General features: G+C 49.3%; 20 protein-coding genes and 1 pseudogene. 7 read left to right on the top strand and 14 right to left on the bottom strand.

Annotated elements, in window-relative coordinates:
- Positions 1-10 precede the first annotated feature (10 nt).
- The 7 genes from LG301_RS11360 to LG301_RS11330 form a co-directional block, all read right to left on the bottom strand.
- Entirely contained in the window at positions 11-808 is a 798-nt protein-coding gene (locus tag LG301_RS11360) for a transporter substrate-binding domain-containing protein (RefSeq protein ID WP_404471267.1), read from the bottom strand.
- 349 nt (positions 809-1,157) lie between these two features.
- Complete coding sequence (locus tag LG301_RS11355) at positions 1,158-1,928, bottom strand: transporter substrate-binding domain-containing protein (protein WP_404471266.1); 771 nt, start codon at positions 1,926-1,928, stop codon at positions 1,158-1,160.
- A 137-nt stretch (positions 1,929-2,065) separates the two neighbouring features.
- A complete protein-coding gene (locus LG301_RS11350) occupies positions 2,066-2,797 on the bottom strand; it encodes an ABC transporter permease (RefSeq protein ID WP_263067953.1) in 732 nt (243 codons plus the stop codon).
- A 1-nt stretch (position 2,798) separates the two neighbouring features.
- On the bottom strand, positions 2,799-3,500 hold the full coding sequence (locus LG301_RS11345) for an ABC transporter permease (RefSeq protein WP_404471265.1): 702 nt from the start codon (positions 3,498-3,500) through the stop codon (positions 2,799-2,801).
- A 19-nt stretch (positions 3,501-3,519) separates the two neighbouring features.
- Positions 3,520-4,290, bottom strand: coding sequence for an ABC transporter ATP-binding protein (locus LG301_RS11340; protein ID WP_404471264.1), 771 nt, complete (start codon positions 4,288-4,290; stop codon positions 3,520-3,522).
- A 233-nt stretch (positions 4,291-4,523) separates the two neighbouring features.
- Positions 4,524-5,507 (bottom strand): succinylglutamate desuccinylase, encoded by a 984-nt coding sequence (locus LG301_RS11335; RefSeq protein ID WP_404471263.1) that lies wholly within the window; start codon positions 5,505-5,507, stop codon positions 4,524-4,526.
- Between the two features lie 201 nt (positions 5,508-5,708).
- A complete protein-coding gene (locus tag LG301_RS11330) occupies positions 5,709-6,149 on the bottom strand; it encodes a hemerythrin domain-containing protein (RefSeq protein WP_404471262.1) in 441 nt (146 codons plus the stop codon).
- A 228-nt stretch (positions 6,150-6,377) separates the two neighbouring features.
- On the opposite strand from LG301_RS11330, the gene wrbA reads away from it, so the two are divergent.
- Positions 6,378-6,977 carry an NAD(P)H:quinone oxidoreductase gene (wrbA, locus tag LG301_RS11325; RefSeq protein WP_404471261.1) on the top strand — a complete coding sequence of 200 codons (600 nt, stop codon included), beginning with the start codon at positions 6,378-6,380 and terminating at the stop codon, positions 6,975-6,977.
- 93 nt (positions 6,978-7,070) lie between these two features.
- Here wrbA and LG301_RS11320 read toward each other — a convergent pair whose 3' ends face one another.
- Entirely contained in the window at positions 7,071-8,144 is a 1,074-nt protein-coding gene (locus tag LG301_RS11320; RefSeq protein ID WP_404471259.1) for a tartrate dehydrogenase, read from the bottom strand.
- A gap of 131 nt (positions 8,145-8,275) precedes the next feature.
- Between LG301_RS11320 and LG301_RS11315 the strand changes: the two genes are divergently transcribed.
- Positions 8,276-9,193, top strand: coding sequence for a LysR family transcriptional regulator (locus LG301_RS11315; protein ID WP_404471258.1), 918 nt, complete (start codon positions 8,276-8,278; stop codon positions 9,191-9,193).
- Between the two features lie 13 nt (positions 9,194-9,206).
- On the opposite strand, the gene LG301_RS11310 is transcribed toward LG301_RS11315, so the two are convergent.
- Positions 9,207-9,767, bottom strand: coding sequence for a lipocalin family protein (locus LG301_RS11310; RefSeq protein ID WP_404475241.1), 561 nt, complete (start codon positions 9,765-9,767; stop codon positions 9,207-9,209).
- A gap of 256 nt (positions 9,768-10,023) precedes the next feature.
- On the opposite strand from LG301_RS11310, the gene LG301_RS11305 reads away from it, so the two are divergent.
- From LG301_RS11305 to LG301_RS11290, 4 genes are read left to right on the top strand one after another with little or no spacing between them, the layout of a single operon-like run.
- Positions 10,024-11,166, top strand: a complete 1,143-nt coding sequence (locus tag LG301_RS11305) for a tyrosine-type recombinase/integrase (protein WP_404471257.1) — start codon at positions 10,024-10,026, stop codon at positions 11,164-11,166.
- Positions 11,163-12,782, top strand: a complete 1,620-nt coding sequence (locus tag LG301_RS11300; protein ID WP_404471256.1) for a phage integrase SAM-like domain-containing protein — start codon at positions 11,163-11,165, stop codon at positions 12,780-12,782. Before LG301_RS11305 ends, LG301_RS11300 begins: the two co-directional genes overlap by 4 nt.
- The gene (locus LG301_RS11295; RefSeq protein ID WP_404471255.1) at positions 12,779-14,638 is read left to right on the top strand and encodes a tyrosine-type recombinase/integrase; all 1,860 of its coding nucleotides are present in this window, start codon (positions 12,779-12,781) and stop codon (positions 14,636-14,638) included. Before LG301_RS11300 ends, LG301_RS11295 begins: the two co-directional genes overlap by 4 nt.
- Positions 14,622-15,020, top strand: a complete 399-nt coding sequence (locus tag LG301_RS11290) for a hypothetical protein (protein WP_404471254.1) — start codon at positions 14,622-14,624, stop codon at positions 15,018-15,020. The genes LG301_RS11295 and LG301_RS11290 overlap by 17 nt, the downstream gene beginning before the upstream one ends.
- 205 nt (positions 15,021-15,225) lie before the next feature.
- Here LG301_RS11290 and LG301_RS11285 read toward each other — a convergent pair whose 3' ends face one another.
- Both LG301_RS11285 and LG301_RS11280 read right to left on the bottom strand, forming a co-directional pair.
- Positions 15,226-16,605, bottom strand: a complete 1,380-nt coding sequence (locus LG301_RS11285; protein WP_404471253.1) for a DEAD/DEAH box helicase — start codon at positions 16,603-16,605, stop codon at positions 15,226-15,228.
- Positions 16,602-17,213: a hypothetical protein gene (locus LG301_RS11280; protein ID WP_404471252.1), complete on the bottom strand. Its 612-nt coding sequence runs from the start codon at positions 17,211-17,213 to the stop codon at positions 16,602-16,604. Before LG301_RS11280 ends, LG301_RS11285 begins: the two co-directional genes overlap by 4 nt.
- Positions 17,214-17,310: 97 nt before the next feature.
- Here LG301_RS11280 and LG301_RS11275 point away from each other — a divergent pair, with 97 nt between their 5' ends.
- The gene (locus LG301_RS11275) at positions 17,311-17,583 is read left to right on the top strand and encodes a helix-turn-helix domain-containing protein (protein ID WP_404471251.1); all 273 of its coding nucleotides are present in this window, start codon (positions 17,311-17,313) and stop codon (positions 17,581-17,583) included.
- Positions 17,584-17,739: 156 nt separating this feature from the next.
- Here LG301_RS11275 and LG301_RS11270 read toward each other — a convergent pair.
- The 3 genes and pseudogenes from LG301_RS11270 to LG301_RS11260 all read right to left on the bottom strand — a co-directional run bounded on the left by LG301_RS11270 (position 17,740) and on the right by LG301_RS11260 (position 25,745).
- A pseudogene (locus tag LG301_RS11270) lies at positions 17,740-18,758 on the bottom strand (IS630 family transposase).
- A 571-nt stretch (positions 18,759-19,329) separates the two neighbouring features.
- Positions 19,330-20,766, bottom strand: coding sequence for a hypothetical protein (locus tag LG301_RS11265; protein ID WP_404471250.1), 1,437 nt, complete (start codon positions 20,764-20,766; stop codon positions 19,330-19,332).
- Positions 20,766-25,745, bottom strand: a complete 4,980-nt coding sequence (locus LG301_RS11260; RefSeq protein WP_404471249.1) for an AAA domain-containing protein — start codon at positions 25,743-25,745, stop codon at positions 20,766-20,768. Before LG301_RS11260 ends, LG301_RS11265 begins: the two co-directional genes overlap by 1 nt.
- Between the last annotated feature and the right edge of the window lie 182 nt (positions 25,746-25,927).

The following is a 25,927-nucleotide window of genomic DNA, read 5'->3' as shown; positions in this document are numbered from 1 at the left end:
AGCGGGGCTTTTATAACCGCACATCGTAGTTAAAGTAGCGGTTCATAATTTCATCATAGGTGCCGTCTTCCTTGAGCGCGCTCAGTGCTTCGTTGAAACGCTCAGCCAAGGCTTCGTCACGAGGGCGAAATGCCACTCCAACCCCTTTACCGAAGATATGCTCAGGCTGTTTGATAAAGCCGCTAATACGCTGGAAATCACTCTCTGGCGTATCAATTTCAATCGCAGCTTCCGCAATAGGGTAATCCATAAAGGTGAGATCTAAACGTCCGGCCATCAGGTCGGTCACGACATCATCGACGCCGGTATAACGACGGATTTCCAGTACGTCGCCGTAGAGTTCGGTAACGTAGTTATCTTGAAGCGTTGCCCGCTGAACTCCCACTATCAGTCCTTCTAGGCTGGCGCGGTCTTCGATGTCGATATCTCGTTCTTGCGTGGTGATCCAGGCGCTGGGCGTTGTGTAGTAGGCGTCTGAAAACAGCACACGCTGTGCACGCTCATCGGTAATCGCCATAGAGGACATGATGGCGTCGTAGTTACGAGCGAGAAGGCCGGGAATAATACCGTCCCAATCCTGTTCGACCCAGGTGCAGTTGGCTTCTAGATACGCACAAACCGCGTTGCCCAGCTCAATCTCAAAGCCGGTCAGCGTGCCGTCTGCTTCACGGTACATAAAGGGTTCGTAGGGGATATCAACGCCTAGGCGAATATCATCATAGTCGCGGGCTTCGGTCTGGGGAGAAACAACAGCCGTAGAAAAACCAACCGCGAGGATAGCGGCAAGGGGTAGCGTTGCATAACGCATAGGTAGTCTCCTGAAGCGATTTTTAGTAGCAATTTTTAGTAGCTATGGGGGTGTTGCTTGATGCCAAACGCCGCACAGGGCAGCTATAGCATGTGGGGCGCTAGGCGCCGGTGTGCCGTGCGTTGTTCACACAGGGCAACGCTCACACGCAGGGGCGTGAGATGGCACGGGCGTGCCAAAAGGGGAAGGCTATTCGTCGAACCATTCGCTCAGGTAAAAACGGGCAATGGTGCCACGGATACCTGGGCGAAGCGCATGCAGCGCGGGGGATAAAGAGAGATGTGAAGGCATGGTGGCGTCTCGCTTTCATGCCTCCCCGGGCGGGGAGGCAATCTTAGGCAGCTAGCGCTTACTCTTCGCCGAAGTAACGGGCGAAGATTTCATCGTAAGTGCCGTCTTCTTTAAGCTCAGCAAGGGCTTCATTGAATTTCTCAGCCAGTGCTTCATCACGCTGACGGAAGGCGATGCCAAAGCCGTCGCCGAAGTACTCTTTTGGCTCGCTGATGCGCTCACCGACGACAACGTACTCGGCTTCTTCGCTCTCTAGCAGCGTGGACTGGCCGATCGGGAAGTCGAGGAACACGATATCCAGACGCTGGGCTTCCATATCCAGCACCATGTCATCGGCAGTGGAGTAGCGGCTAATGCTAGCAACGCTTGAGAAGTTGTCGGTCACGAAGTTGTCTTGAAGTGTACCGCGCTGAACGCCAATTGTTTTGCCGGCGAGCGTCTCTTGATTCGCTTCACTGATGTCCAGGCTGCTCGGTGCAAACCAGGCTGAAGGCATGGTGATGTAGGGGTCGGAGAACAGCACCTGCTGGCGACGCTCGTCGTTGATGGTCATTGAGGACATGATGGCGTCGTAGTTACGCGACATCAGGCCAGGAATAATGCCATCCCACTCCTGCTCAATCCACTCACAAGTAACCCCCATCTGCTCGCACAGGGCATTACCTAAATCGATATCAAAGCCGGTCAACTCGCCATCAGCGGTGCGATACTCCATCGGCTCGTAAGGTACGTCAACGCCAATACGCACGTTGTCGTAGTCGCGCGCCTGAGCAGAGGAGGCCGCCGCAATCGCTAAGCCAAGCACCGAAACAGTTAAGAGTTTTTTCATTTTTTATACTCCATAGGTAACAGGTTCACGTGTAGTGATCCCTCTTAACGTAACCCAGGTTGGCGCTAACGGGAAGAGGGAGTTTTCAACAGAACCAACGTTTGTTTGACGGTTGTTTTATTTTTATTTTTGGTGACTTAATTCGTTTGGGGTCTTAAGTGAGCCAGCAGCTTTTTCTCCAGGAAGCGGAAAAAATACAAAATCGCAAAGGTGAGGCAGAGATAGATAGCGGCCACGAACAAAAAGGCCTCGAAGGGAGCATAAAAGCGTGCGTAGACGAAGCGTGCGGCACCGGTGAGATCCATCAGCGTAACAACGCTTGCAATAGCGCTGGCGTGGAGCATAAAGATCACCTCGTTGCCGTAGGCGGGTAGCGCCCGGCGAAACGCGCTAGGCATAATAATGCGCCGCATCATCAGGCTTTGCGACATGCCGTAGGCCCGTGCTGCCTCGATTTCACCTTGCGCGGTGGCTTTAATCGCCCCACGGAAAATCTCGGTGGTGTAGGCTGCGGTGTTCAGCGTAAAGGCGATGAGCGCCGGATAGAACGCTTCGCGGAGGACAGGCCACAAAAATGTTTCTTGGATGCCGTCAATAAAGACAACGCCGTAGTAAATGATATAGAGCTGAATAAGTAGCGGCGTTCCGCGAAACACATAGGTATAGAGATAAACCGGCAGGCTGATCCATTTACGTTTGGAGCTGCGCATGATGGCTAGTGGTATCGCGAGCACCAGTCCCGCCACCAGCGATAAGAAGACAAGCTGCGTCGTAGTGACCAGCCCCTCCCAGTAGTAGCCCAACGTGGTGGGCGTGAAAATCAGATTGCCAGCGAGCAGGTCGTTGAACCACGCAGAAATATCTAGCATCTCACTGCCCCCCAAAGCCAATGTCGTAACGTTTTTGTAGCCTCACGAAAATCCATTCGGATACGCTTGCGATAAGCAGATACACTGCCGCGACAGGAAGTAGGAAGGCAAAGGGTTCATGGGTTGCCCGCGATGCCTCAGCGGCGACACGCACCATATCGGTTAAACCGATAACAGAGACCAGCGCGGTAGTTTTGAGCAGTACCATCCAGTTGTTGGATAAGCCGGGCAGCGCATGGCGCATCATTTGTGGGAAGCGGATGCGCCGAAAGACCAAGGCATTGCTCATGCCGTAGGCTTTACCCGCTTCAATTTGGCCGTTATCCACCGCCATAAAGGCACCGCGGAAAGTCTCGCCCATATACGCGCCAAAGATAAAGCCAATGGTAATTACACCTGCGGCAAAGGCATTGAAATTGATATAAATATCAATGTCGTAGTTGTAATAAAGAACGTCGCTGATAGCATTCACGCCGATCTGCCCACCGAAAAACAGCAGCATCATCAGAACAAGATCAGGTACACCGCGAATGACCGTGGTGTAGACCGTCGCCGTGCGGCGTAAAAACCAGTTACGTGACATTTTGGCGGTAGCGGTAAACAGGCCAAGCACAATGGCCAGTATCAGTGATAGCACCGCTAGCTGAATGGTGACGCCCGCCCCTTCGATCAGGCGGGGGCCGTAACCTTGCAAATCAAGCATAGTGTACGTGCCTCGCAGATCAATATTTGGGGGCCAGGAACTGCTTTAAGCGCGGCGACTGTGGGTTGCCGAGCACTTCTGCAGGTGGGCCAGCTTCTTCTACCAAGCCCTGGTGAAGATAAATTACTTTGCTGGATACATCCCGTGCAAAGCTCATCTCGTGGGTGACCACCACCATGGTGCGTCCTTCCTCGGCCAAGCCGTGCATAACTTTCAAAACGTCGCCCACCAGCTCTGGATCGAGGGCAGACGTGGGCTCATCAAACAGCATCACCTCTGGGTCCATGGCCAGCGCTCGGGCGATGGCGCCGCGCTGCTGCTGGCCACCGGACATTTGCGCCGGGTAGGCATTGGCGCGCGCGCTTAATCCGACGCGATCCAACAGGGCGTGGGCGTGTTCGATAGCCTCTTTTTTCGGCTTGCCGAGCACGTGAATCGGCGCTTCGATGATGTTTTCCAGCAGCGTCATGTGTGCCCACAGGTTAAAGCTCTGGAACACCATGGAGAGCTTGGCGCGCATTTGCACCACCTGTTTCCAGTCGGCGGGTTCGCGGCCGTGTTTGGTGGTCTTAAAGCGGATCTGCTCGCCATGAACATACAGCTCGCCTTCGTCAGGTTGTTCTAGCAGATTCATGCAGCGTAAGAAGGTGCTTTTGCCTGACCCTGAGGCACCGATGAGGGTGATAACATCACCTTTTTGGGCTTCAAGGGAGAGGCCTTTCAAGACTTCTGTATCGCCAAAGCGCTTTTTAATATTACGCACTTCAAGGGGAGTAGGCGTATCAGCCATAACTTAGGCTCCAGTACAGGGTTGCCGCAACAGCAACGAGTTTAAAACGTGTGCTTGATTGGCGGCTGGCGCGAAAAAGGGGCGATTCTATCAGGACTCTGCAGGATGCGCGTGTTTTATAAGAACAGCTTTTATCGTAACACCTATCTAGCAGCCTGAAATCACCTCTACGTTGTTGTTATCAAAGCTTTTCACAGATGTTGATATGGGTAATGTGGGTAGCATCAAAGCGGCTACGCCGGTTGATAGGGCGCCACTAGCAGCGCTGCCCGTGCGCCGATTTCTACATGGGCGTTAGGAAACACCACGTGTAGCGGCGTTTCTTCTACCACAAAGTCGCCCGCCACGCCGTCTTTGGCTAGGCAGGTGCCGGGTTCGAAGCGGCTGAAGTTGGGCACGTCGTCGTCAAAGCAGAGGCTAAAGGCTTCCGCTTGGCGCATCAGTTCATGCTTTACTTTGAAGAAGGCCATGGTCTCTGACGGCTTTTGCGGCGGTTCTTCTCCTGCGCTGAGCGCGCTTAGCAGGGTTAACATCGGTGCCAGCGCAGCCATGTCGTTTTCGCCAAAGGGCGCGACGCGACCAAGCTCAAAGGTAAACGCCTGAGCGTGATGGTAGTGCTTGCTGTAGTGAGAGAACGTCCAGCTGTGCTGATGCTGATGAAGAACGGCTTGCATATCAGCAGCGGCTAGCCACTGCCACTGTTCCACCTTGGTGGCGGAAAGCGCGTAAGGCTCTACTACAAAACGAGTATAGAGGCTGCCCCGGATAGCGGTATGCAGGTCGTAGTGCAGCTTGGGCAATGCATGGTGGCGGGCGAAGAACGTATCCACCGCTTCCATCAGTTCCCGCGCCCGATCCGGCTCGCTGCCCTGTTCGTCTAGCTCTCGCTTGAACAGCCGATTGAGGTTGGTGGTGATAAAACGTTTCTGCGCCTTTAACGCGGGAATGTTGCCCAAAATCACTAATACCGGTGCACCCAAGGAGAGCGTGTTGGCTTCCAGGGTGCTAAGCCAGTCACCCACAAGCTCCACCGGCGCGGTTTCATTGCCGTGGATTGCCGCAGAAAAAATGCAGGCATGGGCGCCAGGGCGGGCAGTATTGGGCGTTAGCTCCAGAATGCCTGGCCCGTGAAGATGGTAAGTGCCGCTGGGAAAGCAGCCGATGCGCGGGGAAGGGGATTCCTCGTCGAGCGTCCAGTCGAGCCATTGGCCTAGCATAAAAGTGTCCTTAAGCATGGGCATTTGCTTTTTTATGGCGTCTACCATTAACCATGCTCGCGGCTGTTCACAAGGGGAGGCGTCGTTCGCGTGAAAATGGCCGGTGGGATGATGAAAGTGGCCGGTACAAAAAAGCGCTTATGGCCCATCGCCACAAGCGCTTTGATCACCGTCGCTCTTGAATCTATCGCGCGCGAGACTCTAACCCGCTCGCTGTCGCTGCATCTCTTGTTGATACTCGTTGGCTAGAGAAGATTTTTGATTCTCCTGAAGGCCTCGGCCTGCCAGCTGAAAGACCTCCTGCTCCTCTTCATCTAGGTGATGCGTCACCAGATGCTGAAGCTGCTTAGCATGGGTGAGCCAGTGGGTGGCGCTGTACTCGGTCTTGTCCAGCAGCTCAATCAGCTCGTCGATTTCGTGGTGCTCTGCCACGCTGTGGCGCGCTTTTTCCTGAGTCAGGTCGATATCCATCATAGGGATATACAAGGCGCGCTCTTCCGCGTTGGCGTGATACTTCAGCTCGGCGCGCACCTGCTGATACAGCGTGTCGCGCTCTTCACTATCGCCATGGGTCTCTACCAAGCGTGCCAGCAGGTCCCGCTGAATATCGTGATCTTTACGCAGTGCTTCGAAAATCGTCATGCCGAACTCCTTGGCGGATAAATGGAATAAAACGTTTGGTAAGAACAGTACAAAAAAATTAGTGGTGAAATAGCAAAAGCGCAAGGTCGGCACATCGATGAAATCGAAGCGCGGCGTCGAAAACATTCGCTTTTATATAGGCTTAACTACGCTATGTTTTAGTGAGTTTTCGACGCCCGCGATGGGCAACCTGTCTGATGCTTGAATGCATGTGCAAAGGAGTGAGTAATGACGAAGGTACTGGTGCTTTATTATTCCATGTATGGACATATCGATACCTTAGCAGCCGCTGTGGCGGAAGGTGCAAAAGGTGTTGATGGCGTAGAGGTCACGGTGAAACGCGTGCCCGAAACCATGCCAGACGAGGCGTTCAAAAACGCGGGTGGCAAGCAGGACTTCACCACGCCAGAAGCCACGCCCCAGGAGCTGGCCGATTACGATGCCATCATCTTTGGCACGCCGACTCGCTTTGGCAACATGGCCGGCCAGATGCGTACGTTCCTTGATCAAACGGGTGGCTTATGGGCCAACGGCGCGCTGCGTGGCAAGGTGGCGAGCGTATTTACATCAACCGGTACCGGCGGTGGCGATGAGATGACCATTACCTCCACTTGGACTACCCTGGCCCACCACGGCATGGTGATTGTGCCGATTGGCTACGGCATTGAAGAGCAGTTTGATATTTCCAAGGTAAGCGGCGGCACGCCCTACGGTGCTGCTACGCTTGCCGGTGGTGATGGCTCTCGTCAGCCGGATGAACGCGAGCTAAAAATCGCTCGCTTCCAGGGTAAACATGTCGCTGAGATTGCCGCTAAGCTAGCGAGTTAATCTTTGGCTGAAAATTCTTGTTGAAAACGTACAACGCCTCGCTGCTGATGCAGTGAGGCGTTGTACGTTATGGGGCGTTGTTTTTATAGGGGATTAGCTGCCAATCCGCTCGGCAATGGCTTTACCCAAACTGACCGTGGTGCCCTGTCCACCTACATCGCGGGTGAGCACGTGGCTATCGCCTTCGCTCAGCACGGCTTCAATGGCATCGACCATGGCATCGCCAGCCTCTTTATAGCCCAGGTGCTCCAGCATCATCGCGCCAGACCAGATTTGGCCGATGGGGTTGGCAATGCCTTTACCGGCGATATCCGGCGCGCTGCCGTGTACTGGCTCGAACAGGCTGGGGAATTTGCCTTCCGGGTTGATGTTGGCGGAGGGCGCAATGCCGATGGTGCCGGTGCAGGCCGGGCCTAAGTCGGAAAGAATATCGCCAAACAGGTTGCTACCCACCACCACATCAAACCAGTCCGGGTGCAGCACAAAGTTCGCGGTCAAAATATCAATGTGGAACTTATCCACGGCGATCTCTGGGTAGTGCGTGGCCATCTCGGCCACGCGCTCGTCCCAGTAAGGCATGGTGATGGAGATACCGTTGGATTTAGTGGCTGAAGTGAGCTTTTTACGCGGGCGAGTTTGCGCTAGATCAAAAGCGTACTTCAGCACGCGGTCCACGCCGGTACGACTCATCACCGTTTCCTGGATGACGATTTCACGCTCGGTGCCTTCATACATTTTGCCACCGACGCTGGAGTACTCGCCCTCGGTGTTCTCACGCACTACGTAAAAGTCGATATCGCCGGGCTTGCGGCCCGCCAGCGGGCTTTTAATGCCGGGCATTAACCGGCAGGGGCGCAGGTTGATGTACTGGTCGAATTGACGACGGAACTGCAGCAGTGAGCCCCATAGCGAAATATGGTCCGGCACTTTGTCCGGCCAGCCCACCGCTCCATAAAACAGCGCGTCAAAGCCTTTGAGCTGCTCGAACCAGTCGTCGGGCAGCATTTTGCCGTGTTCCAAGTAGTAGTCGCAGCTACCGAACTCAAACGTGGTGAATTCCAGGTCGATATTGAAGCGCTTGGCGGTGGCTTCTAGTGCGCGGATGCCTTCGGGCATCACTTCGGTACCGATACCGTCGCCAGCGATGACTGCAATACGATGGGCCATGGGGGCTCCTTGTTTTATTAGACGTCACAAAAATAGCAGGGCGTGTTTCCGTGGTATGAGTGTAGCGCCTGTTGGCGACGAGATAATCAGGCTACTATGCAAGCTATTGTTGCATTAAAGTGAAGAATCCCATGATGCTGGATGATCTTGCCTTTTTTCAGCAGCTTGCCCGGGCAGGGAGCTTAACCGCTACCGCCCGAGAGCTGGGGCTGTCACTCTCGGCCGTCAGCAAGCGCTTAAAGCAGCTAGAAGCACGGCTTGGCGTGACGCTGGCGGCGCGCACCACCCGCCGCTTGACGTTGACCGCCGAAGGGGAACGCTATCTCACTCAGGGCGGGCTGATTTTAGAAGAGCTGCAAACGCTGGAAAGCGCGCTTAGCGATACCGCGCGCCAAGGGCTAACCGGACGGCTGCGGGTTAACGCGACCTTTGGCTTTGGCCGGCGGCATATTGCGCCGCTGCTCTCACGCTTTTGCGCAGAGCACCCGGCGGTGGAGAGCTGGCTGGAACTGACGAATTTCCCGCTCAATTTAAGCGATCACGGTTTTGACGTGGGGATTCGCATTGGCGAGCCGCCGGATTCGCGCCTAGTCGCCAAGCGTATTCTGCCCAACCGGCGAGTGCTGTGCGCTTCGCCAAGCTATATGGCGAAGATGCCCGCGCTGCACGTGCCGAGCGATCTTGCCCAGCACAGCTGCCTGGTAATTCGTGAAAACGATAGCGACTTCCCACTATGGCGCTTTGAGCATCGCCACTCGCCGCAGCGCCAGGCGGTGAAAGTTAGCGGGCAACTGGCTAGCAACGACGGCGAGGTGATTACTCGCTTAGCGCTGGATGGCCACGGCGTGATGCTGCGCTCTTGGTGGGATGTGAACGAGCACTTGGCCAGCGGGGCACTGCACACCCTGCTGCCCGATTGGCAGGGCGTGCGCGCTGACTTTTACGCGGTGTTTGAGCACCGCCGCCATGTACCGACGCGCATTAGTGCCTTCATTGATTTTTTACAGCAGGAAATGGCGGGCAGGGTGCCCGCCTTGCCCAATGGCTGACAGGCGGAGTGCGCTAGCGGCCTGGGCAGGTTTGGTCCTGCACCACATCAATCAGCTCATCGGTGGGGAAGTCCAGCTCGGCGGCGCGCTGGCGCAGGCGCTGCTCCACGTCGCCTTCAAGGGTTGGCGTGCGGGCCAGAATCCACAGGTAGTCGCGGTTGGGGCCTGCCACCAGCGCCCACTGGTAGTCATCATCTAACTCAAGAATGTTGTAGCCGCCGTAAAACGGGCCAAAGAAGCTGACCTTCAGCCGACCAACGCTCTCATCATCAATAAAGTAGGCGCGCCCCTCGGCTTCATCCCAGGCTTGCTCTTCCAGGTTGTAGCCTCGGTTGATTACCTTGACGCCGCCATCGTCACGCAGGCTGTAGGTAGCTGTGACGCAGTCCAACCCCTCTTCAAAGGAGTGGTCCAGGCGGGCAATTTCGTACCACTCGCCCAAATAGCGCTCTAGCTCAAAACCAGAGACAGGTTCGGTGCCATCGGGAATGCCGGTGCAGCCGATCAGCAGTGTGCCAGTAGCGGCAACCGCTGCCAGCGTGGCCATGCTCCTTGGCCGCCATGCGGATTTCATCATCTCGCTCCTTGGTGAGTACTTGAACAAACAGCGTTAAATCTATCAGTGCGAGACTCTGAGCGCCACGGCTTACCACCGGGGGTAGTAAGGCCAGCAAAGGAAATAGGCTATGGTATGTCTGTTACCGTCTCCGTTTACAACGCTGATAACAAGGGAGGGATTATGTGTTTTGTACTCTGAGTATAGTAACAATTTATTGACTTAGAGTTCCAAGTAGCTATTCTAATTTGATATACAGTGCTTAGGAATGCTAATGGATCTCCTCTTTTCCACTCCCGATTTTCAAATCAGAGGACAGTCCTACGAAGGATTCCCTATTCTTTTGGACAAAAAAAACGATGTGTTCATAGAGGGGATGGAATTTCTAGTTTATTACTGCTTGAAAAGAGGAAGCGTACAAAGTAGCAGGAGCTGGGAAACGTTTGGGCGAGACCTTTACGACTTTTTTGCTTTTCTTGAGGCGAATAATTTGTCTTGGAGAAAGCTGTCAGATAATCATAATGAGACTTTACTAGCAATATACCGGGATGCCTCGTTTGAGCATTTTAATCTGTCTGCTTCAACGGTTAACCGTAGACTAAACCTCGCAATCAAATTCTATCGGTACGCTCTGAAAAAGGGGTGGGTGAATACACTTCCTTTCGATTTGGAAACTGTCAAGGTAAGGCAAGCAAGGAGCTTCTTAGCACATACTGATACGTCAGGGGGCTATCTCGTTAAACCTGATGTCATGCTAAAAACGCCGACCACTAAAATAAAGCTTCTGAACAGAGAGCAAATTGAAGTTCTGTTGAATGCCATCAAAAATCGCACACTTAGTTTGATTGTTCGTTTAGGTCTTTTAACAGGGCTCAGAAAAGAAGAACTCCTGACCTTCCCTGTAAGTTATGTGATTTCGCCAGGGAAAAAAGTGTCAAGAAGTCATATTGTAGTTGAGTTAAAGCCTCAGGAAATACGCCTAAAAGGAAATAAGGGACGTTCTATCCATGTTCCTGTTTCTATTATGCGGGATCTCTGGGACTATGTGATTCACGACAGAAATCAGCTAATTCAAAAATACGGAACAAATCCGCGAACACTTTTCGTGACATCGAAAGCAAAAAGCTGGAGTTTGAAGAGTCGGACGTTGAATAATCAACTTCAAGCCTTAAACCTTCCTTTTCCCAGTCATCCTCATGTTCTTCGCCACACCTATGCAACTCACACGTTAAAGTCGTTGATGGAGCGCAAGAGTATCACCTTTAATCCGCTGATCTATGTTAGAGATCGGCTCGGACATAGCAGTATTACGACAACCGAACGGTACTTGCACTTTCTTGATGAGATTGAAGATAACCTCCGTACGGCTTACCAGGAAGAGATCGAACTTATTGGCAGAGAGCTGGCCTACGCATGAAGAAAAAATTTGCAGTCAAGCTTGAATCACCCGAGCAAAAATCAAGCGATAACGTTACACGAATCTGCACCGAACCAAACGGAGCCTTGGTTCGCTTCCCCGAAAACGGATCGCGCCTACGATTTGCTGACTTCTCGCCATTTTATGGAAAAGGATTTGATGATATTACAAAGTCCTGTCAGAGGGCGTTACAAAATATCATCAATGAAAGCATCCGAACAAAAGGGCAAAGTCTGTCGATCATGACGATTGTTGTTTATTACAACTTGGGCTTTAGATCATTTGCAGCTTTTTTGGAATTGTTGAGTTCTGCCAGTGGCGGAGAACTGACGATGGCTGATCTTACTCCAGAACTCATTTCAAAGTATGTCCAATATTTAAAAGGTTTGCCCGTTAAGTATACCACCCAACAGAATTATTTTAAAAATACGAAAAGTCTTCTTGTTGCCTGCCATAAAGTTAGACTTTGGCCCGATGTGGAGATTAAGACTGTATTCCCCAGAAACCCTTTTCCGAACAGCAACCGAAGAAGCAAGGGCTATAAAGGCCTGAGTCAAAATGAAAAGCGTCAGGTAATTAGAGGGCTTCGGCTCGAAATGGAGCGTATTGTTAAAGGTACTGGACCGCTAAATTCCTACGATTTGTCCATCTGTGTCCTTTCAATCGCACTGTCTACCGGTATGAACTCCACACCAATAATAGAGTTGTTAACCGATTGCGTTCAGCTACATCCGATAAAATCGAACTTGCGGCTGCTAGTAAGCTTTAAACGTCGCGGAAAAAATACTCAAGCTGTCGCGTTACGCAAATCGCAAGAGATATCGGAGATAGCAAGCATTCATCTGTACGCTGCTGATGCTATTGATTTGGTCGTCGAACGGAACGAAGAGGTTCGAGCTGAGTTTTCCCATCCTCAACTTCTCTTTGTCCACCGAAATGGCAAGTATAACGGCAACATTGGCAAAGCAACACGATTGACAAGTGGTGTGATGCTCAATTACGTAGCCATATTTGCGTCAAGACACGAGATGGTGGACGACGACGGGAAGCCTCTGACCCTAAATGTATCACGTCTGCGTAAAACCATGTTGAATCGGGTTTGGGAGTTGTCAGGGCAAGACCCTCTGATGGCGGCCCGTACGGGAAGACATTCTATGGAAACTGGTAATGCTCACTACTGGGAGGCACCTCCAGAGGCCGAGGCCAATATGAGGTTCATTGGCGAGACTCGTGTTAAAAGCTTGCTAGAAAACACTAGCCTTATCTCAACCGACCGTACCCCAGTAGCGTCTTGCAAAGATAATAAACACGGACGCCGTGCGCCCAAAAACGGCACCGTTTGTCAGGATTATCTAGGGTGTTTCCGCTGCAAAAGCTTTGTGGTTACAGGTGATGACCTCCATCGACTGTTTAGTTTCTACTGGGCAGCGATCAGAGATCACAATAACTTTGGCGGTAAACGTTGGAGGAAATACTTTCGACAAGTTATTCGCCTTATTGACGAAGAAATCGCGCCACAGTTTGACTCTGCATTGGTTGAAATGCAAAGGAAGAACGCGAAGGAGAATCCACATCCGTTTTGGAGAGATCTGACGATGGCAAGGATGGCAATATGACACTTGTTAGCAGGGCTGAAGTACTGAGAGATCATCGACGTATATTGGAAACGAATGATTTTGATGAGGGACATTGCGGCATTGTAACCACGGATACTGCTGATGGACATTTGTATGTGCTATCACGGTACTCAGAGAATGTTTGGGTGCTGCCGCCGAGTGATTTTCCAAGTGCAACAAACCAAAACATCCGTAACATAGATTTTAAAAGAGTTAAGGGAAACCAATTGAGGGCTGAATTGAAGCGCATAATGGTGCGTCAGAGATTCAGTTCTGAAAGGAAGGCGGGCGCAACTCTCCAAATGTTTTTTACACGAAGCGTAATTTGGGTCAACTGGTTGCATGCAGAGGGTATAGAAAGCCATTCTGAAGTCACGCCGCTTATCGCTGCACGTTATATAAAACATCTAAATAGTTTGAAAAATGCCACAGGTCAGCCTATGAGTTCTAGATATATATTTTATAGACTTTCGACTGTGGAGACATGCTGGAGGCTGTTGCAAGACACTTCATGCCGTTTTCCCCATCCATGGCCCGAGAGCACATCCATGGCTCTGTCAAATCATAGAGGTACAGGTCAATATACTTATAAATCTACGACCCTACTCATTCCGGATGAGATATTGTCGCCGCTGTTTCAGTACGCCGAGTCTCAACTCGCTCAAGCCAATGAGTTACTGGATCACCGAGATGCAGCCGCTGGCCTAACGCTCAGATGCAACAACCTTAAAGCGCAACAAGCTGAAAAATCGCGTTTTCTCAAATCTCGTGGCTGGAAAGGTACTATTGGTCAACTCAATCAAAATCTTATGATGCTAAGAGATTGCTGCTTCCTAATTATCTTAACAACCACCGGTATTCGCGCTCACGAGCTTGGAAATATTCGACGTAATCAATGGTTTAGTGAGGTGAAAAAAGGGGAACGCTACTATTTTCTACGATCATGCTCTCAGAAGACACATGAGGGAGAAACGGACTGGCTCTGCCCTGAAATTGCGATCACAGCACTCAAAGCGTTAGAGCGATTATCGGAGCCTTTTCAGAGGGACCTCGAATGCGATTTAGAGGCTGCGAAAAAATCTGGCGACTTAGTGGAAGTTAGTCGTCTTGAACATATCTCTGGCAATGTTTGCCTAGCAAAGACTATGCTTCAATATAATAAGGTTGTGGTTCTTAGTTGCAAGGCGTTGAACCGTCGTTTGCAGAATATTTGTACTTATCTAAACATAAGCTGGAATATTACTTCTCATCAGTTCCGAAGAACATGTGCAAATCATGTCGTACACCACGCGCTTGGAGACCTGCGGTACCTCAGAGATCATTTTAAGCATTGGAGCCTGGATATGACGGCGCTTTATGCAATGAACGAAGCACAAGACATGGCTTTATTTGATGAGATCTATGCGGCATTTGGAGACAAGCGTAGAGAAATAATTGGACACTGGCTCGAACCAGACACGCCTCTATCAGGCGGTATGGCGGGATATATTCGAGAAATACGTGGTCGAAATGAAAAAATGAGAATTTATAAAGATCGGAAAGACATGGTGGAGTCTATTAGTAAGCTTGTTTTCTTGCGCTCCACTGGCATCGCTTGGTGTACCAACGATACGGGCGTAGATTGTGCTGGTGGTCAGTGCGAGGACTGTGAACATGGATGTATTGATGACAGCAACAAAGCCTTCTGGGAAGGACTATATTTCCAGCAAATCGAGCTTAAACAGATTGATGACTTGACTGAAGGCGGCTCAAAAACCGTCGAGAGAACTATAGAACGCTGTGAGAGGGTGTTGTCTGACTTGGGTGTAAATTTAATGGAATTGAAGGGACAAAGCGAGATTGGCTCAGTTGATTGAATCAGAAACCCACAAGCGTATTCGCCTTGCCATCGTAAGGATGGAGAGGGGGCAACCAAAGGTTGTTCAGCAAGGACGGAAAATCTCTGTTGCTGCCGTTGCAGAGGAAGCAGGGGTTAGTCGTGCCCTGATCCATAGAGATTGCCCGGATCTTTTAGAGCGCATTAGAGGCGGTGCAAACAAGGCGATCAAATCGCAGCGCGATGGGAAGCACGCGGCTCTAAAAAAGGAGCGCGAAAAGAACCGTCAGTTGAGACAGGTGATCATAAATCTTACGGAACAGCGTGATGTCTTAGCCTCAAAAAACGCCGCATTAGAACTCGAAAATCGTCGCCTCGCAGCTATACTGGAAAGCGAGAATATTGCCGTTTTTAAACGGTAAACAACACTCAAGTAATGGCACATTCAGCCTGTTCATGTTGTATTTTTGCTTATTAAAATCAGTAGTGTTGCGTTTGGAGCTTGAGACCGGCCCATAAAACAAAACGACACTAATGACTTATTTAGATGCAAAGATCATAGAAATTTGTCAAAAGGTACACTTTATAAATTTTGAAGATAAGTGTGGTAGTCATGGACAGGAAAAGCTACATTAGCGACAATAGATATTGTCGGTAGTATTGAGAAAAGCTCAGCGTCAGTAATGAAGCATCAGTAACTTGCAGCTCGCCCTTTCCATTCTGCTCTTTAATGGAAATGGGATTATCGGCACTTTCTTTCGCGCCTACGGTATTGCCATTGGCGTGCTCAGCGTGTGATTGGTTCAGACGGTCGTTAAGCTTTTTTTCCTGCAACGTGGATTGATCCTCGGGAAGATCATTCGCTATCCTTTGCGAGTATTTACGCAGAGTAGGCTCAGCGATCACATAGAGCCACGCCTCTCTATCTTCAGGGCCCATCTTTCTTAAGATGCGACCTAGAACCTGCCTGTAGTGAAGCTCGGTGCGGATGCGACTGAGGTAACAGCAAACTGAAAGACGCTGTATATCGGTGCCTTCAGATATCATGCTCACCGCGACAATCCAGCAGGTGTTGTCATGCCGAAACCGGTCGATTAGTTGCTGAGCCCGAGGTGTTTTACTGGTGACCACGACATAGCTTTGATGCTTAGCATTCAGTATTCCAGCAATTTGATGGGCATGCTCAATATCCGTTGCCACCACTAGCCCCCCAGCTTGAGGGGTCTTATGTCGGGTTTCACTCAGCTGCAGAATACCTATATCCAGTACAGCATTGAGGATGTCGTCATGGCGCAGCAGGTCTTCGTAGCTAACGGGTGACTCACTGAGTAGTTGAGAGAAGCATGAAAACCCTCGAACAGACTCAGTGTTTTCTTTTTCCTCGACGAGCCTGATTAAAGGGTTATCGATCAGCGTAATCCGTGGGGCTCTGCAAACGCCCTCGTTCACAGCACTTTGTAGGTCATAACGATAGTCACAGATCAGCTGCCCTTCTGGATCAGAGTACCGTGCCAACGCGATAGGAAGGTCATCAGAACGCCAAGGGGTTCCAGACAAGCCGAGGGTATAAGTAGCTTGATCCTGGATATTCCGAATAATCTGCTGCCCCCATGTGTTACTAAGGAGAGGATCATGACCTGCGCAGTGATGAATTTCGTCGAAGATAGCTAATACACGGAATTTTTTAAAAATATCCCAAAATTCTTCCTGTTGGTATTCCATGGACTGGTAAGTATAAGCGGCACCTGCGGATGCAATGACGTTTCCAAAACGCTGATCTAAAACAGCAGAAAATGTGCGCTGCATACCTGCAACCACTTCCCGTGTAGGGGCAAAGCAGATAACGAAGTCGATAAGCTGTTCTTCAAGCAACCACTTGGCCAATTCGGCAGCAAGACGCGTTTTCCCGCTACCCGGGGTTGCCTGAACGAAATAATCACGGTGGCTCTGATAGTGTGCTTTGGCCTTGTCTAAACAGTCCGCTTGCCACTTCCGCAATACAATCATGAGCCACTGAGGCGGCTTATGGCCTTTTCTAAAGCACTGACATGGCCTAAAAGACGTGAGCTGCGCTCGTGAGCACTGCGGTAGTCAATTGAAAGGCTATTATTAAGCTCCGGATGGTCCCTCATAAGCTGCTGGAAGGCCTCCACTTCCCCTAAAGATTCCAAAAACCGGCTTTGCGCCTCATTTAACTTTTTTTCCAATACCGTGTAGCTATCGGCAGGCGCCTTTACTGCTTGCCTGTTCTCTTCGCTATTTGACTGGCTCGCATCATTGGTGACTGGCTCATTCGGTGTTTGAGGATGAGTACGCTGTAGCCATGAGACAAAGTCATCTTCATCAGTATCAAGATCAGCTTCTATCAACATAGAGCTCACATGGTACTTCTGGCCGCGGCTCTTGATCTCACTGTCCTTCTCTACAAATTGGGCCTTAATTAACTTTCTGACGCGCTCATAAATAAAGCGACGCAGTGGCGCTTTATGCACTGGATTTACGTCGTATTGCTCAATGTACTGATCCCGAAGGCTTTGAACGCAGAATGTTACATTTTCTGGTTTCAGTAAGAGTTCAATGATTCGCCTATCTATGCTCGGGAGGTTACGGGACATGGGTATGGGCATCAGAAGAGTGAAAATACGGATTATAAGCCGTGGCTTGATAGGCCGCAACGCTCGATAGTCCTGCCTCATGACCAATGAGGCAGATATGGAAGAGCTGGCAGTCGCTATCGGAAAAAACATTAGGGAAAAGCGCCGAGCGAATGGCCTCTCTCAGGATCGATTTGCATTAGTAGCAGGCATTGATCGTAGCTATATGGGGAAAATAGAGCGTGGTGAGGTGAGCATCACCTTAGAGAAACTATACAGGATTGCAGATACGTTGAATTGCGAGCCGATATCCCTGCTGCCTAAGATGTCTTCCATCCGCCTACCAGCCTCTCGTAAGGCCAATAAAGGTGGACTTAACGAAGTACGATAGCCATTTTTACTATGAGAAAAGGTGACTCGATGGCTGTTTGGGGTGGCGCTTTTGCGATAGGTCTGCATCGTTCATAACGATACTCAAGCAGGCACACAACTACCTATTTCCGTTAAAACAGCGCAATTTTCGTGTTGTTTGTCGTTATTTAAGTGCTTATTCCAAATTAATCGTGTGATCAGCTCCATTGCTACCCAATAGCCGGTGTACCTCTTCACAGAGGTGATCAAACGAAAGGTAAGCACTCAACGGCAGCCAAGCGTACTTCATCTGACGCCACAGTATCTCAATCAGATTCAGCTCCGGCGAGTAGGTCGATAAGTAAACCAGATGCATATGGAGCGACATCCACTCGACTGTCTTCTGCCTGAATGCCTGCTAGCGATGCATGCTGGCGTTGTTGAGCACCACAACAGCGAAGGTGTCGTTTTTTTCTGTGCTACAAACTGTTCAAACGCGTCGATGACTGTTTCGGAAGTCACTGACCCAGTAGTGGTGAGTGGTGTGGTAGATCAGTTTCTCAGCACAGCTGAGGAACCCCAATACGTTCAGCCTTAGGCTGTGTGAGTAGGCGGTCACCTCGCAGGGTTCACCGATGGAACGCCACGCATAAAGTACAGGCGACGATTTTGAAAAACCTGATTCATTAAAGTAATAGAGCTCGTGCTCAGCTTGGTCCTCCTGCTGATGGAGTGCCTTTGGGAGGCCTTGGGTGTTTCGGACATCCGTCACGTCACGCAGCGCTTTGAGTGAGTGGCGGATACGTTTGAAGCTGAAGTCATTTTTTTCAACGCTCGGCGAAGGGTCACCGTGCTGACGGTTTTGCCTGTCTCTTCTTCAAAACGGGCCTGCAAGGATCGAATCTGGTGAGGCTGTTCGGCGACGAGCTCCTGCAGTCGCTGATGATCGCTCTCGTCCAAGACGGGTATGCAACCACTGCGGGGCTTGTCGATCAATCCATCGAGACCTGACGCTTCCCATTGTTTGAGCCATCATGATACGGCGTCGCGGCGGACCTCCAGTATCTGACTAACTTAGTGGATCGTATGGCCTTGATTGCTCAGTAGGATGGCATATGCACGGCGGCGTAGAGCACGCTTCTCACCATGGTGATAGGCGGAAGACAGCGTCTGCTGTTCAGAGTCAGTAAGGGGAGCAACGAAACGCATTAGCATGGTTGCATCCGTTAGAGATATCTGACTCCAACATTACACACAAAAAACGTAAGATCATGCACTTAGCGTTGAGAGCAAAGCCGACTCCCCGAAGTGCTTCTTTGTCATTATGTTCAGAATTCATCTTCATTAATTAATCGAAACACCATTCGCTTGGCATGGATAAGATCACTCTTAGCAAGCACGTGCCAATCGTACGCTTCGCTCCCCGGCACCATTTCCTGACCCACTGCACATCGATCTCGCACGTAGCGAAATCTTGTTCCAGCGGGTGATAGCCACTCGACAACATTTGTCACCACTAAAGACAGTTTTGAGATCACTTATTTTTCTTATACCCATCGCAGCTGGCCACTTGAAATAATTTAGGCTGTAATAACCTATTTTCTTTAGCAACGCCAATGTCATTCGTATGTAGGTTACAAAATTGCAGCTGTCGGCTAATTGGATTTGCCCTGGCAGCCGGATAAGCCGCCAACCAGGGAAATACATCGGCTATGGTTGTCAGAAACTAGCTGCCGATACGCTGGGGTGCTGCACTGAATGCGAAAGAAGCTCTATATCAAATTGATCAGCGACTTTTAGCTATTGACGAGATAGATCCACAATCGTTTGGCCTATCAAACGAAGAGCTACCATCGATATAACCGTATACAAGGCGACCTACTCTTTCTACAGTAGCTTTATTGGTAGAAATAAAACCTATTGGCATAGATACTGGCAACGTTTCGGGCTGTGAGAAGTGATACACAACAACTACAAACTCTCCTTCGAAATGGATTATTTCAACGCTGCTACCAAGCATGCCCTCAGATAGTCCATTGATAGACTTTTCAAAGCTTCTGAACTCATGACACCAACTTTTAGCGGCACGGGTGTCATCAGGCCCAAATACAGGTACATATAGAGTTGGTTTGTATAGTTGCTTATTCTTGGTGGACGCCCTGTTGATGAAATCGCTAATCGCTGCCCTTGCTCTGTCATTTTTGGCCCAAAAAGGATCGGACGGAGCAATCCATGTAAAGCGGTCATCGCTGTGACCTGATTTAGCCTTGATACGCTTCGTCAGTATCGGCGCAAGAATACTTTGGAACTGTTCCCAGTTTGATTGAGTATATATCTGACCTACGAACGTCTTTCGATCCGCCCCATTGTGTTCTTCCAGCTTTTGTAAATCATCTATGAAACTTGGATTGGCGGAGTTAGTTTTAGGATCAAAGACCTTCAATGTGTCCTCATCCCCGATCTCAATCATCGCCTGCATAAGAGCCATCGTATTTGAGGGTCGCACTAGCTTTGATAGACTTATCGCGATAAGCCCATGCACGATTTCAGAGTCATTTAGCTGCTCAAAATTGTCTCTTTCTACTGATTCTCCGTCTTTTCCAACTTTAAACTTTGTCGTAAGACGAAGAGGTAAATCTCGTAATTTGTTTACTGCATTTACCGTGTAGACGTATGGTCTCTCCTTGGAATCTTGGCTTACAGCCTTAGGCAAAAAATCTTTCTCAAGTATCTGGGAAAATTGATTTTGGAAGTGCTTCTCAACCAGCTTTTCACTTTGAGAGATATGGTTCCGATCCACCTCCAGTGAAATACCAGCTCTCCAGCCATCGTTCACATTTTGGTTGCTAAAACAGCTAAAGCTGGCCAAATCAAAGGAAAGTGTCGCACCGCTTTCCAAGACTGCCGAAAGTTGAGGAGTTTCCCCTAAGTCCGTGAAGTAACCTTGTGAGAGTCCTGTCAGCATGAGTCGCCCGGTATCTGAAAGTGTCAACTCTCCTCGCTGAACTAAATCTGATACAGCCTCTTCGGTCTCAAGCCGGCTAAGACCGAAGTAAGTGGCTATTTGGGATTTACTCATTGGAGCGATGTGAACCAGACGGAGAACGTACTCTCTAATAAATGGTAACCCTTTTTGAGTTATATAAGAAAACTGGATATTGAATCTTTGTGCCGGAAGAAGGAAATCGACTTCCTGATAAGTCATTTTGTTTTCTGAATCCATTAGTATTTACCACCCTGACGAGCAGACAAAAAGGTGTAACCAGCCGCGCTACCACGCTCGTTCATAAAGCGCAAAACCTTACCAAGAGGCATATCTTTATTACTGCCTTTCCACATGTCTGCGTTGCCAACAATTACTAATCGATCCATGGCGCGTGACATGGCCACGTTTATTCGATTCGGCGCTCTCAGAAAACCTGGAGTAAGTCGTTTGTCAGAACGAGTAAGGGATAAAATAATTATCCGATTCTCTTTACCTTGATAGCTGTCCACGGTGTCTATCTTCACTAGGTCTTTAAAACCTTCATTCCACGCTTCCTGGTTGAATTTCATGCGCAGGATGTGCTTTTGCTCAGCATACATACAAATAACTCCAATCCCGGCTTCATTTTCACCGATGACGCCGTCAAGCCCTTTCATAAACTCTACGTTTTCAGATAATTCTTTTAGAAGAGCTATGATTTCATCGGCTTCGCTTCTATTATAAATACTGGTGCCATTACCTTGGGAATGGTGGGCTTTTTGGCCTAAACTTGCTGTATCAATCCAAGTAACGACGTTGCGTAATACAGCGGGCGCACTATCGTAGATATCAGGAATACTTCTATCGCCATTCTGCAATGTTCCTTTGTAGAATGTCTCTGAAACAAGATTACCTATGGGCGCGGCCATCCTATATTGAGTCAATAGTGCAGCGCTGGTCTGTTTGCCATACTTAGAATTAAATGCCCTCGCAAAATCGCTGCGCAGAGCTTCATCGAACTCGGTGTGTTTGCTGCTTATCCCTAGCTTTCGTCCCAAGGCTTGCTTGTGAGCATCAGAGTAGAGCGGGGGTAGTTGTAGGTGATCACCAACCAACAGCACTCGCTTGGCGGATTGCATGGCGATAGCAAGTTCACTAGAGATCGAGCGCGCCGCTTCATCAATAATTACCCAATCGTAAATATTGTCATGAATGCCTATGTGCCCTTGACCGATACCAACACAGGTGCCTGCCACTAATTGGCGGGAACGAGCAAAAAACTCGTCATAATTGACTCGCTCAGCAGACAAGGCGTTGTGCATATCTCGCGACACCTTGGATAAGGCTCGTACGCGGCGAGCTTCGTCAGGCCTTACTCCGTAATCGAAGCATAACTTAGATAGTACTTTGTCTTTGACATCAGAAATTCGTGCACCTTGTTGCAACTCAATACCAAACTTAGTGTTTAGCTCTTCACGAATTGAACTATCTAGTTCGACGGCAATTTTCTTTAATTGTTTGATATCTTCATCATCAGTCACAACATCCACTCGATCTAAAAGCGTCTCCAGGTGGTCGACCTTACTGAACAGTTTCAGCTCCGCCATAACAACACTGGAAATGAATTCAGGCTGGAGCCCCAGAGCATCACTTAGTGCTTCAACCCTGTATTTCATCTCTGCATCAAATAGCTCTCTTTTTTCTGCAGTGATGGCGTGAGAATAGACATCTTTTAGACCTGTCGACACAGCGCCCTCGCGGTTACTAAATCGAACAACCTCTAAGTCCGTATTGAGTCGAGCGCAGTGTCGTCTGATTCGCTCCGCAGCAGTGTTCACCGCTTCATGTGATTGACTTACCAGCAAAATCCGTTTGGTTTTCTGTTTTTCGACTAAGTAGTGAACAAAGGCTGCAATGAACTCCGTTTTTCCTGTTCCGGGAGGGCCCTGTAGCAATGATAAAGGACCGTTGTTGACCAATTTCGCAAACGCTTCTCGTTGCTGAGGATTGAGGCTAATTCTATTCCCGTGTTGATCTTCTCTATCATAGTGAGAAAATTCTTCCTCTGTTGGCTCAACACCATACTGCGTAGCGGGCCTATCGCATGAAGGATCGAACAAATCCACCAGTTCCGGCATAGCGCCTTCTCGGTCTAGTAGACGTTCCAGCGCTGCTTTCCTCTTGCGGTAAGAAGCCCTGTCCTGCCTTGATCTGAAAAATACGATATCACTGTTCTTCAAGTGATACGCAGATCCCCGGGCTTTGAGGAGGCGCACTGAATTGAGCGTTGAGGATTTCAAGCAAACCTCTCCCAAGAACCTTTCACCGCCTTCTTCATCCACAAGTAACGCCTCTACTTCGTCAGAGGCAGTAAATGCACCCAAGGGATCAACTTCGGCAGAGTACGGAATGATGACCCCACCATCAGATTTCCCGATGGATGAAATTTCACCGTCGATTTCAACATTTGGAAGGGATTGTGTTTCTGTATCGAGAATCGCCTGCCAAAGCTTCGCAGTAGAAATGGCAATTTTAGGATTCTCAGGTTGCTCTCCAGCCTGCTCATGCAAGCGCTCGAAAGCTTCTTCCAGTTCAACCGTAAGCGCACCGCTCTCATTTTGCGGCTCGTCCTGTTCCTTATCTTCCAGTGCCGTGGCCAACTCAACGGCTCGATGAAAAGCTTCGTTCTCGACCAGTAGGGAGGACAGTGCCGATAAATTTTGTGGCTTGCCCGGTATAACCTTGATAGCACACGACAATTCGAATTGGCTTTCTTCAGCATCCCACTTGCTCACCGATGATCGATGTTTTGGTTTAAATCCAACTACAAGTGTTGTCTTGTCCTTGTTGTACATCGCAGAGAAAATCCCTCCAATTCCCGCGAAGGTGACTCTTACCTCGGATGAGTCTTTAGGATTTTTCTCAACTCGGCAGTAAAGATGACCATTGTCAGGAAGTAACGTTACAGCTTCGTCTGCATTACCTGCGATGATTTCAATAGGCTCCTGTTCAGCTTCAGCTTCTGGGGTACTTAAGGATTTGTTAAAGCGCCCAAGGTCTTTGAATCCAAATTGGGGGTCTTCCAACTCTGCTCGAACTGCGTCAGCGATCCCAGAGAACTGATCTGATTTTTCGCCCCAAGCTATTCCCAATAGCTCGCAGGACATTTTCATGACTGCGAAGTTATCGCGCTCAAATGACGTGCATCCATCGATATTGTCTGGACTGTATTGATGATTTTTAGGCTCATCATTAGAAGGCGTAAAATCAGGAATATCGATCAAGAAAAGCGACAAACTTTCCTTTTCAATAATAACGTTTTGAGGGTGTAGATCACCATGAGAAAGTCCGAGTCCATGCAGGTGTTCCAGTGCCGCGACTAACTTGGAGACCGTATCCAGGCGCAATTCCTCCTCAATTTGAGCTGCGCTCCATGTATCGCCATCAATCAGATCAGTTATTAAATACAGTGCCGAGGACTTAGAAGCGATGCCATAGTCTTGAATGGCAGGCAGATAAGTAGGTTTTACTGATTTGAGTTTATCCAATCGTTTCAGGAAGTTGAGCACCTGGAAATTAGAGATTGAGGAAGCACCTTGGCTACCGCAATCGAGCCATGCTTTAACCAATCGGCCATCAGATACGTAGACTTCCTTATCCGACGTTTCGACGATGAACTCACCATCTTCACGGTACTGCCGCAAATGATTAATAGCGTGTCGGTATGGTGCTAGTTCAGCATCATCAAACGTAGGTATCTCATCATCAATGGGCTCGGCTTTTATCAAAGCATTAAAGAATTCTGATGCGCTTGAAAAATTCGCCGCAGTGGCGTCTAAAAGAACCTCTGAATACCATTCGTCACATGCGAGCATCTCATCCTGTATTGTTTTCATACTTTCTGGAGACATTCGACGCCCATTGAGCAGATGCCAACACACCAAGCCCAAGGCATGCACATCCTGCTGATAAGGGGTTAAATTACTGTCATCCAGCATATCTTGTGCTTCAACTGCACCAACCGAAAGCGCCTTTCTATAGTCACCAACTGTCCCGGCGGGGCGATGATAGGCTGATATGAAATTAGATAGAGCAATCTCTTTTGATGGCGAGATCCAAAGGCTGTGATCCGCAATATCTCTGTGTGCGACTTTCGCATCATGCAGATCGGCAAATTTTGCAATTAAGAGCTTGGTGACGTTTAGCCTGTCTTGATTAGAGAAGGTTGCCCCATATTTCCCGACAAACTCGTTAAATCGCATATGCCCAGGTGGCAATTCATAGACTTCGCAGTACTCTGCTGTTATCTGGTCTTTTTGAAAGCTGGTTAACGAACGCAAGCAGTGATTGTACAAGTCACGGTTCTGATGATTGAGGTACTGAAGAATTGTACGTTCACGCGAAACAATATCGGCTCTTCCATCAGGCGTGTACGCTTTTCCACCCTCAACTTTATTGAAATTCCATACTCGAAGCAGCGCTTCGGAATTTGAAGAAATTTCAGACTTTGCTAGGTATTCTCGATAGATATTTTTGGGGTGCGTGAAAATCTCATCTTTAGCTTCGTAACCGTCTATTCTCAACGCTTTCGGGACTGTCTGTGGGCCTAGGAAAAGCTCGTCAAAAATGCCAAAGTCCTGATTAAGGACTTTGGCATTTGGGTGGGGCCTGAAGTGGTTGTTAAAGGTACCCTCATTAGCGAACTTCAAAAACTTTCGTAACGCTATCGTGTGATGAAGCTGCTCCTCTGGCAATTGACTAAAATCAGCATCCCCTGTCATAACGACAAAGAAATAAACGCGAGGGGGGTATCCTTTGTTTGAAAACTTGTGAGCCAGACGCTTTAGCTTATTTTCTAGCGTGAATTTTTTGGAGCGCGTCACGCTCACTGGAGAGCGCCCCATATTTTGATCGCCTTTGTACCAAATATCTCCTTTGGCTGTGACTGGATGGTGATTCCAGTCTTTGAGCTCGACTATGATAACGTTACAATGCGTAACTATTACTAGGTCAAACTCACCTTCCTTCTTTGACTCTACAAATCGAAACCCCGCATAACCTTTCCACGGGAACATTCCTTTTTTTCCCAAGCCAGCTCCCTGAAGTTGATCACGCAGAGAGCCTCCATTAGATTGATTTCTGGCCACTTGAGTCTTATCAGAAAAAGCAGCCTCTATTTTTTCAATAGCTGATACTTCTTGCTCTTGTAATCCGCCATCCCAAATTTCTACTTCCAATTTTTATACCCCACGATTCTTGGTAGGAAAATGTAACATGTACCTAATCTTCCATTTCATTCTGATCTAAGAAATGTCCATCAATGACCCTGTCCCGTTTTATATCTCAGAGGAACACCCGGCTTGGCTGAAAACTGCCAACATTTCGCGGTGCCCTTTGTGAAAAGAGGCAAAGTTCGTGC

The sequence above is a fragment of the Vreelandella venusta genome (assembly GCF_044809155.1).
GTDB classification, from domain to species: Bacteria; Pseudomonadota; Gammaproteobacteria; order Pseudomonadales; family Halomonadaceae; genus Vreelandella; species Vreelandella venusta_B.
Note: the sequence above shows the minus strand (reverse complement) of the source record. Positions and strands in the feature narration are given on the sequence as shown.

What these genes read in the sequence shown, in the direction of transcription:
- LG301_RS11360 (WP_404471267.1), bottom strand. Translation starts at nt 808, where the DNA reads ATGCGTTATGCAACGCTACCCCTTGCCGCTATCCTCGCGGTTGGTTTT.
- LG301_RS11355 (WP_404471266.1), bottom strand. Translation starts at nt 1,928, where the DNA reads ATGAAAAAACTCTTAACTGTTTCGGTGCTTGGCTTAGCGATTGCGGCG.
- LG301_RS11350 (WP_263067953.1), bottom strand. Translation starts at nt 2,797, where the DNA reads ATGCTAGATATTTCTGCGTGGTTCAACGACCTGCTCGCTGGCAATCTG.
- LG301_RS11345 (WP_404471265.1), bottom strand. Translation starts at nt 3,500, where the DNA reads ATGCTTGATTTGCAAGGTTACGGCCCCCGCCTGATCGAAGGGGCGGGC.
- LG301_RS11340 (WP_404471264.1), bottom strand. Translation starts at nt 4,290, where the DNA reads ATGGCTGATACGCCTACTCCCCTTGAAGTGCGTAATATTAAAAAGCGC.
- LG301_RS11335 (WP_404471263.1), bottom strand. Translation starts at nt 5,507, where the DNA reads ATGCTAGGCCAATGGCTCGACTGGACGCTCGACGAGGAATCCCCTTCC.
- LG301_RS11330 (WP_404471262.1), bottom strand. Translation starts at nt 6,149, where the DNA reads ATGACGATTTTCGAAGCACTGCGTAAAGATCACGATATTCAGCGGGAC.
- wrbA (WP_404471261.1), top strand. Translation starts at nt 6,378, where the DNA reads ATGACGAAGGTACTGGTGCTTTATTATTCCATGTATGGACATATCGAT.
- LG301_RS11320 (WP_404471259.1), bottom strand. Translation starts at nt 8,144, where the DNA reads ATGGCCCATCGTATTGCAGTCATCGCTGGCGACGGTATCGGTACCGAA.
- LG301_RS11315 (WP_404471258.1), top strand. Translation starts at nt 8,276, where the DNA reads ATGATGCTGGATGATCTTGCCTTTTTTCAGCAGCTTGCCCGGGCAGGG.
- LG301_RS11310 (WP_404475241.1), bottom strand. Translation starts at nt 9,767, where the DNA reads ATGAAATCCGCATGGCGGCCAAGGAGCATGGCCACGCTGGCAGCGGTT.
- LG301_RS11305 (WP_404471257.1), top strand. Translation starts at nt 10,024, where the DNA reads ATGGATCTCCTCTTTTCCACTCCCGATTTTCAAATCAGAGGACAGTCC.
- LG301_RS11300 (WP_404471256.1), top strand. Translation starts at nt 11,163, where the DNA reads ATGAAGAAAAAATTTGCAGTCAAGCTTGAATCACCCGAGCAAAAATCA.
- LG301_RS11295 (WP_404471255.1), top strand. Translation starts at nt 12,779, where the DNA reads ATGACACTTGTTAGCAGGGCTGAAGTACTGAGAGATCATCGACGTATA.
- LG301_RS11285 (WP_404471253.1), bottom strand. Translation starts at nt 16,605, where the DNA reads ATGATTGTATTGCGGAAGTGGCAAGCGGACTGTTTAGACAAGGCCAAA.
- LG301_RS11280 (WP_404471252.1), bottom strand. Translation starts at nt 17,213, where the DNA reads ATGTCCCGTAACCTCCCGAGCATAGATAGGCGAATCATTGAACTCTTA.
- LG301_RS11275 (WP_404471251.1), top strand. Translation starts at nt 17,311, where the DNA reads ATGGAAGAGCTGGCAGTCGCTATCGGAAAAAACATTAGGGAAAAGCGC.
- LG301_RS11265 (WP_404471250.1), bottom strand. Translation starts at nt 20,766, where the DNA reads ATGGATTCAGAAAACAAAATGACTTATCAGGAAGTCGATTTCCTTCTT.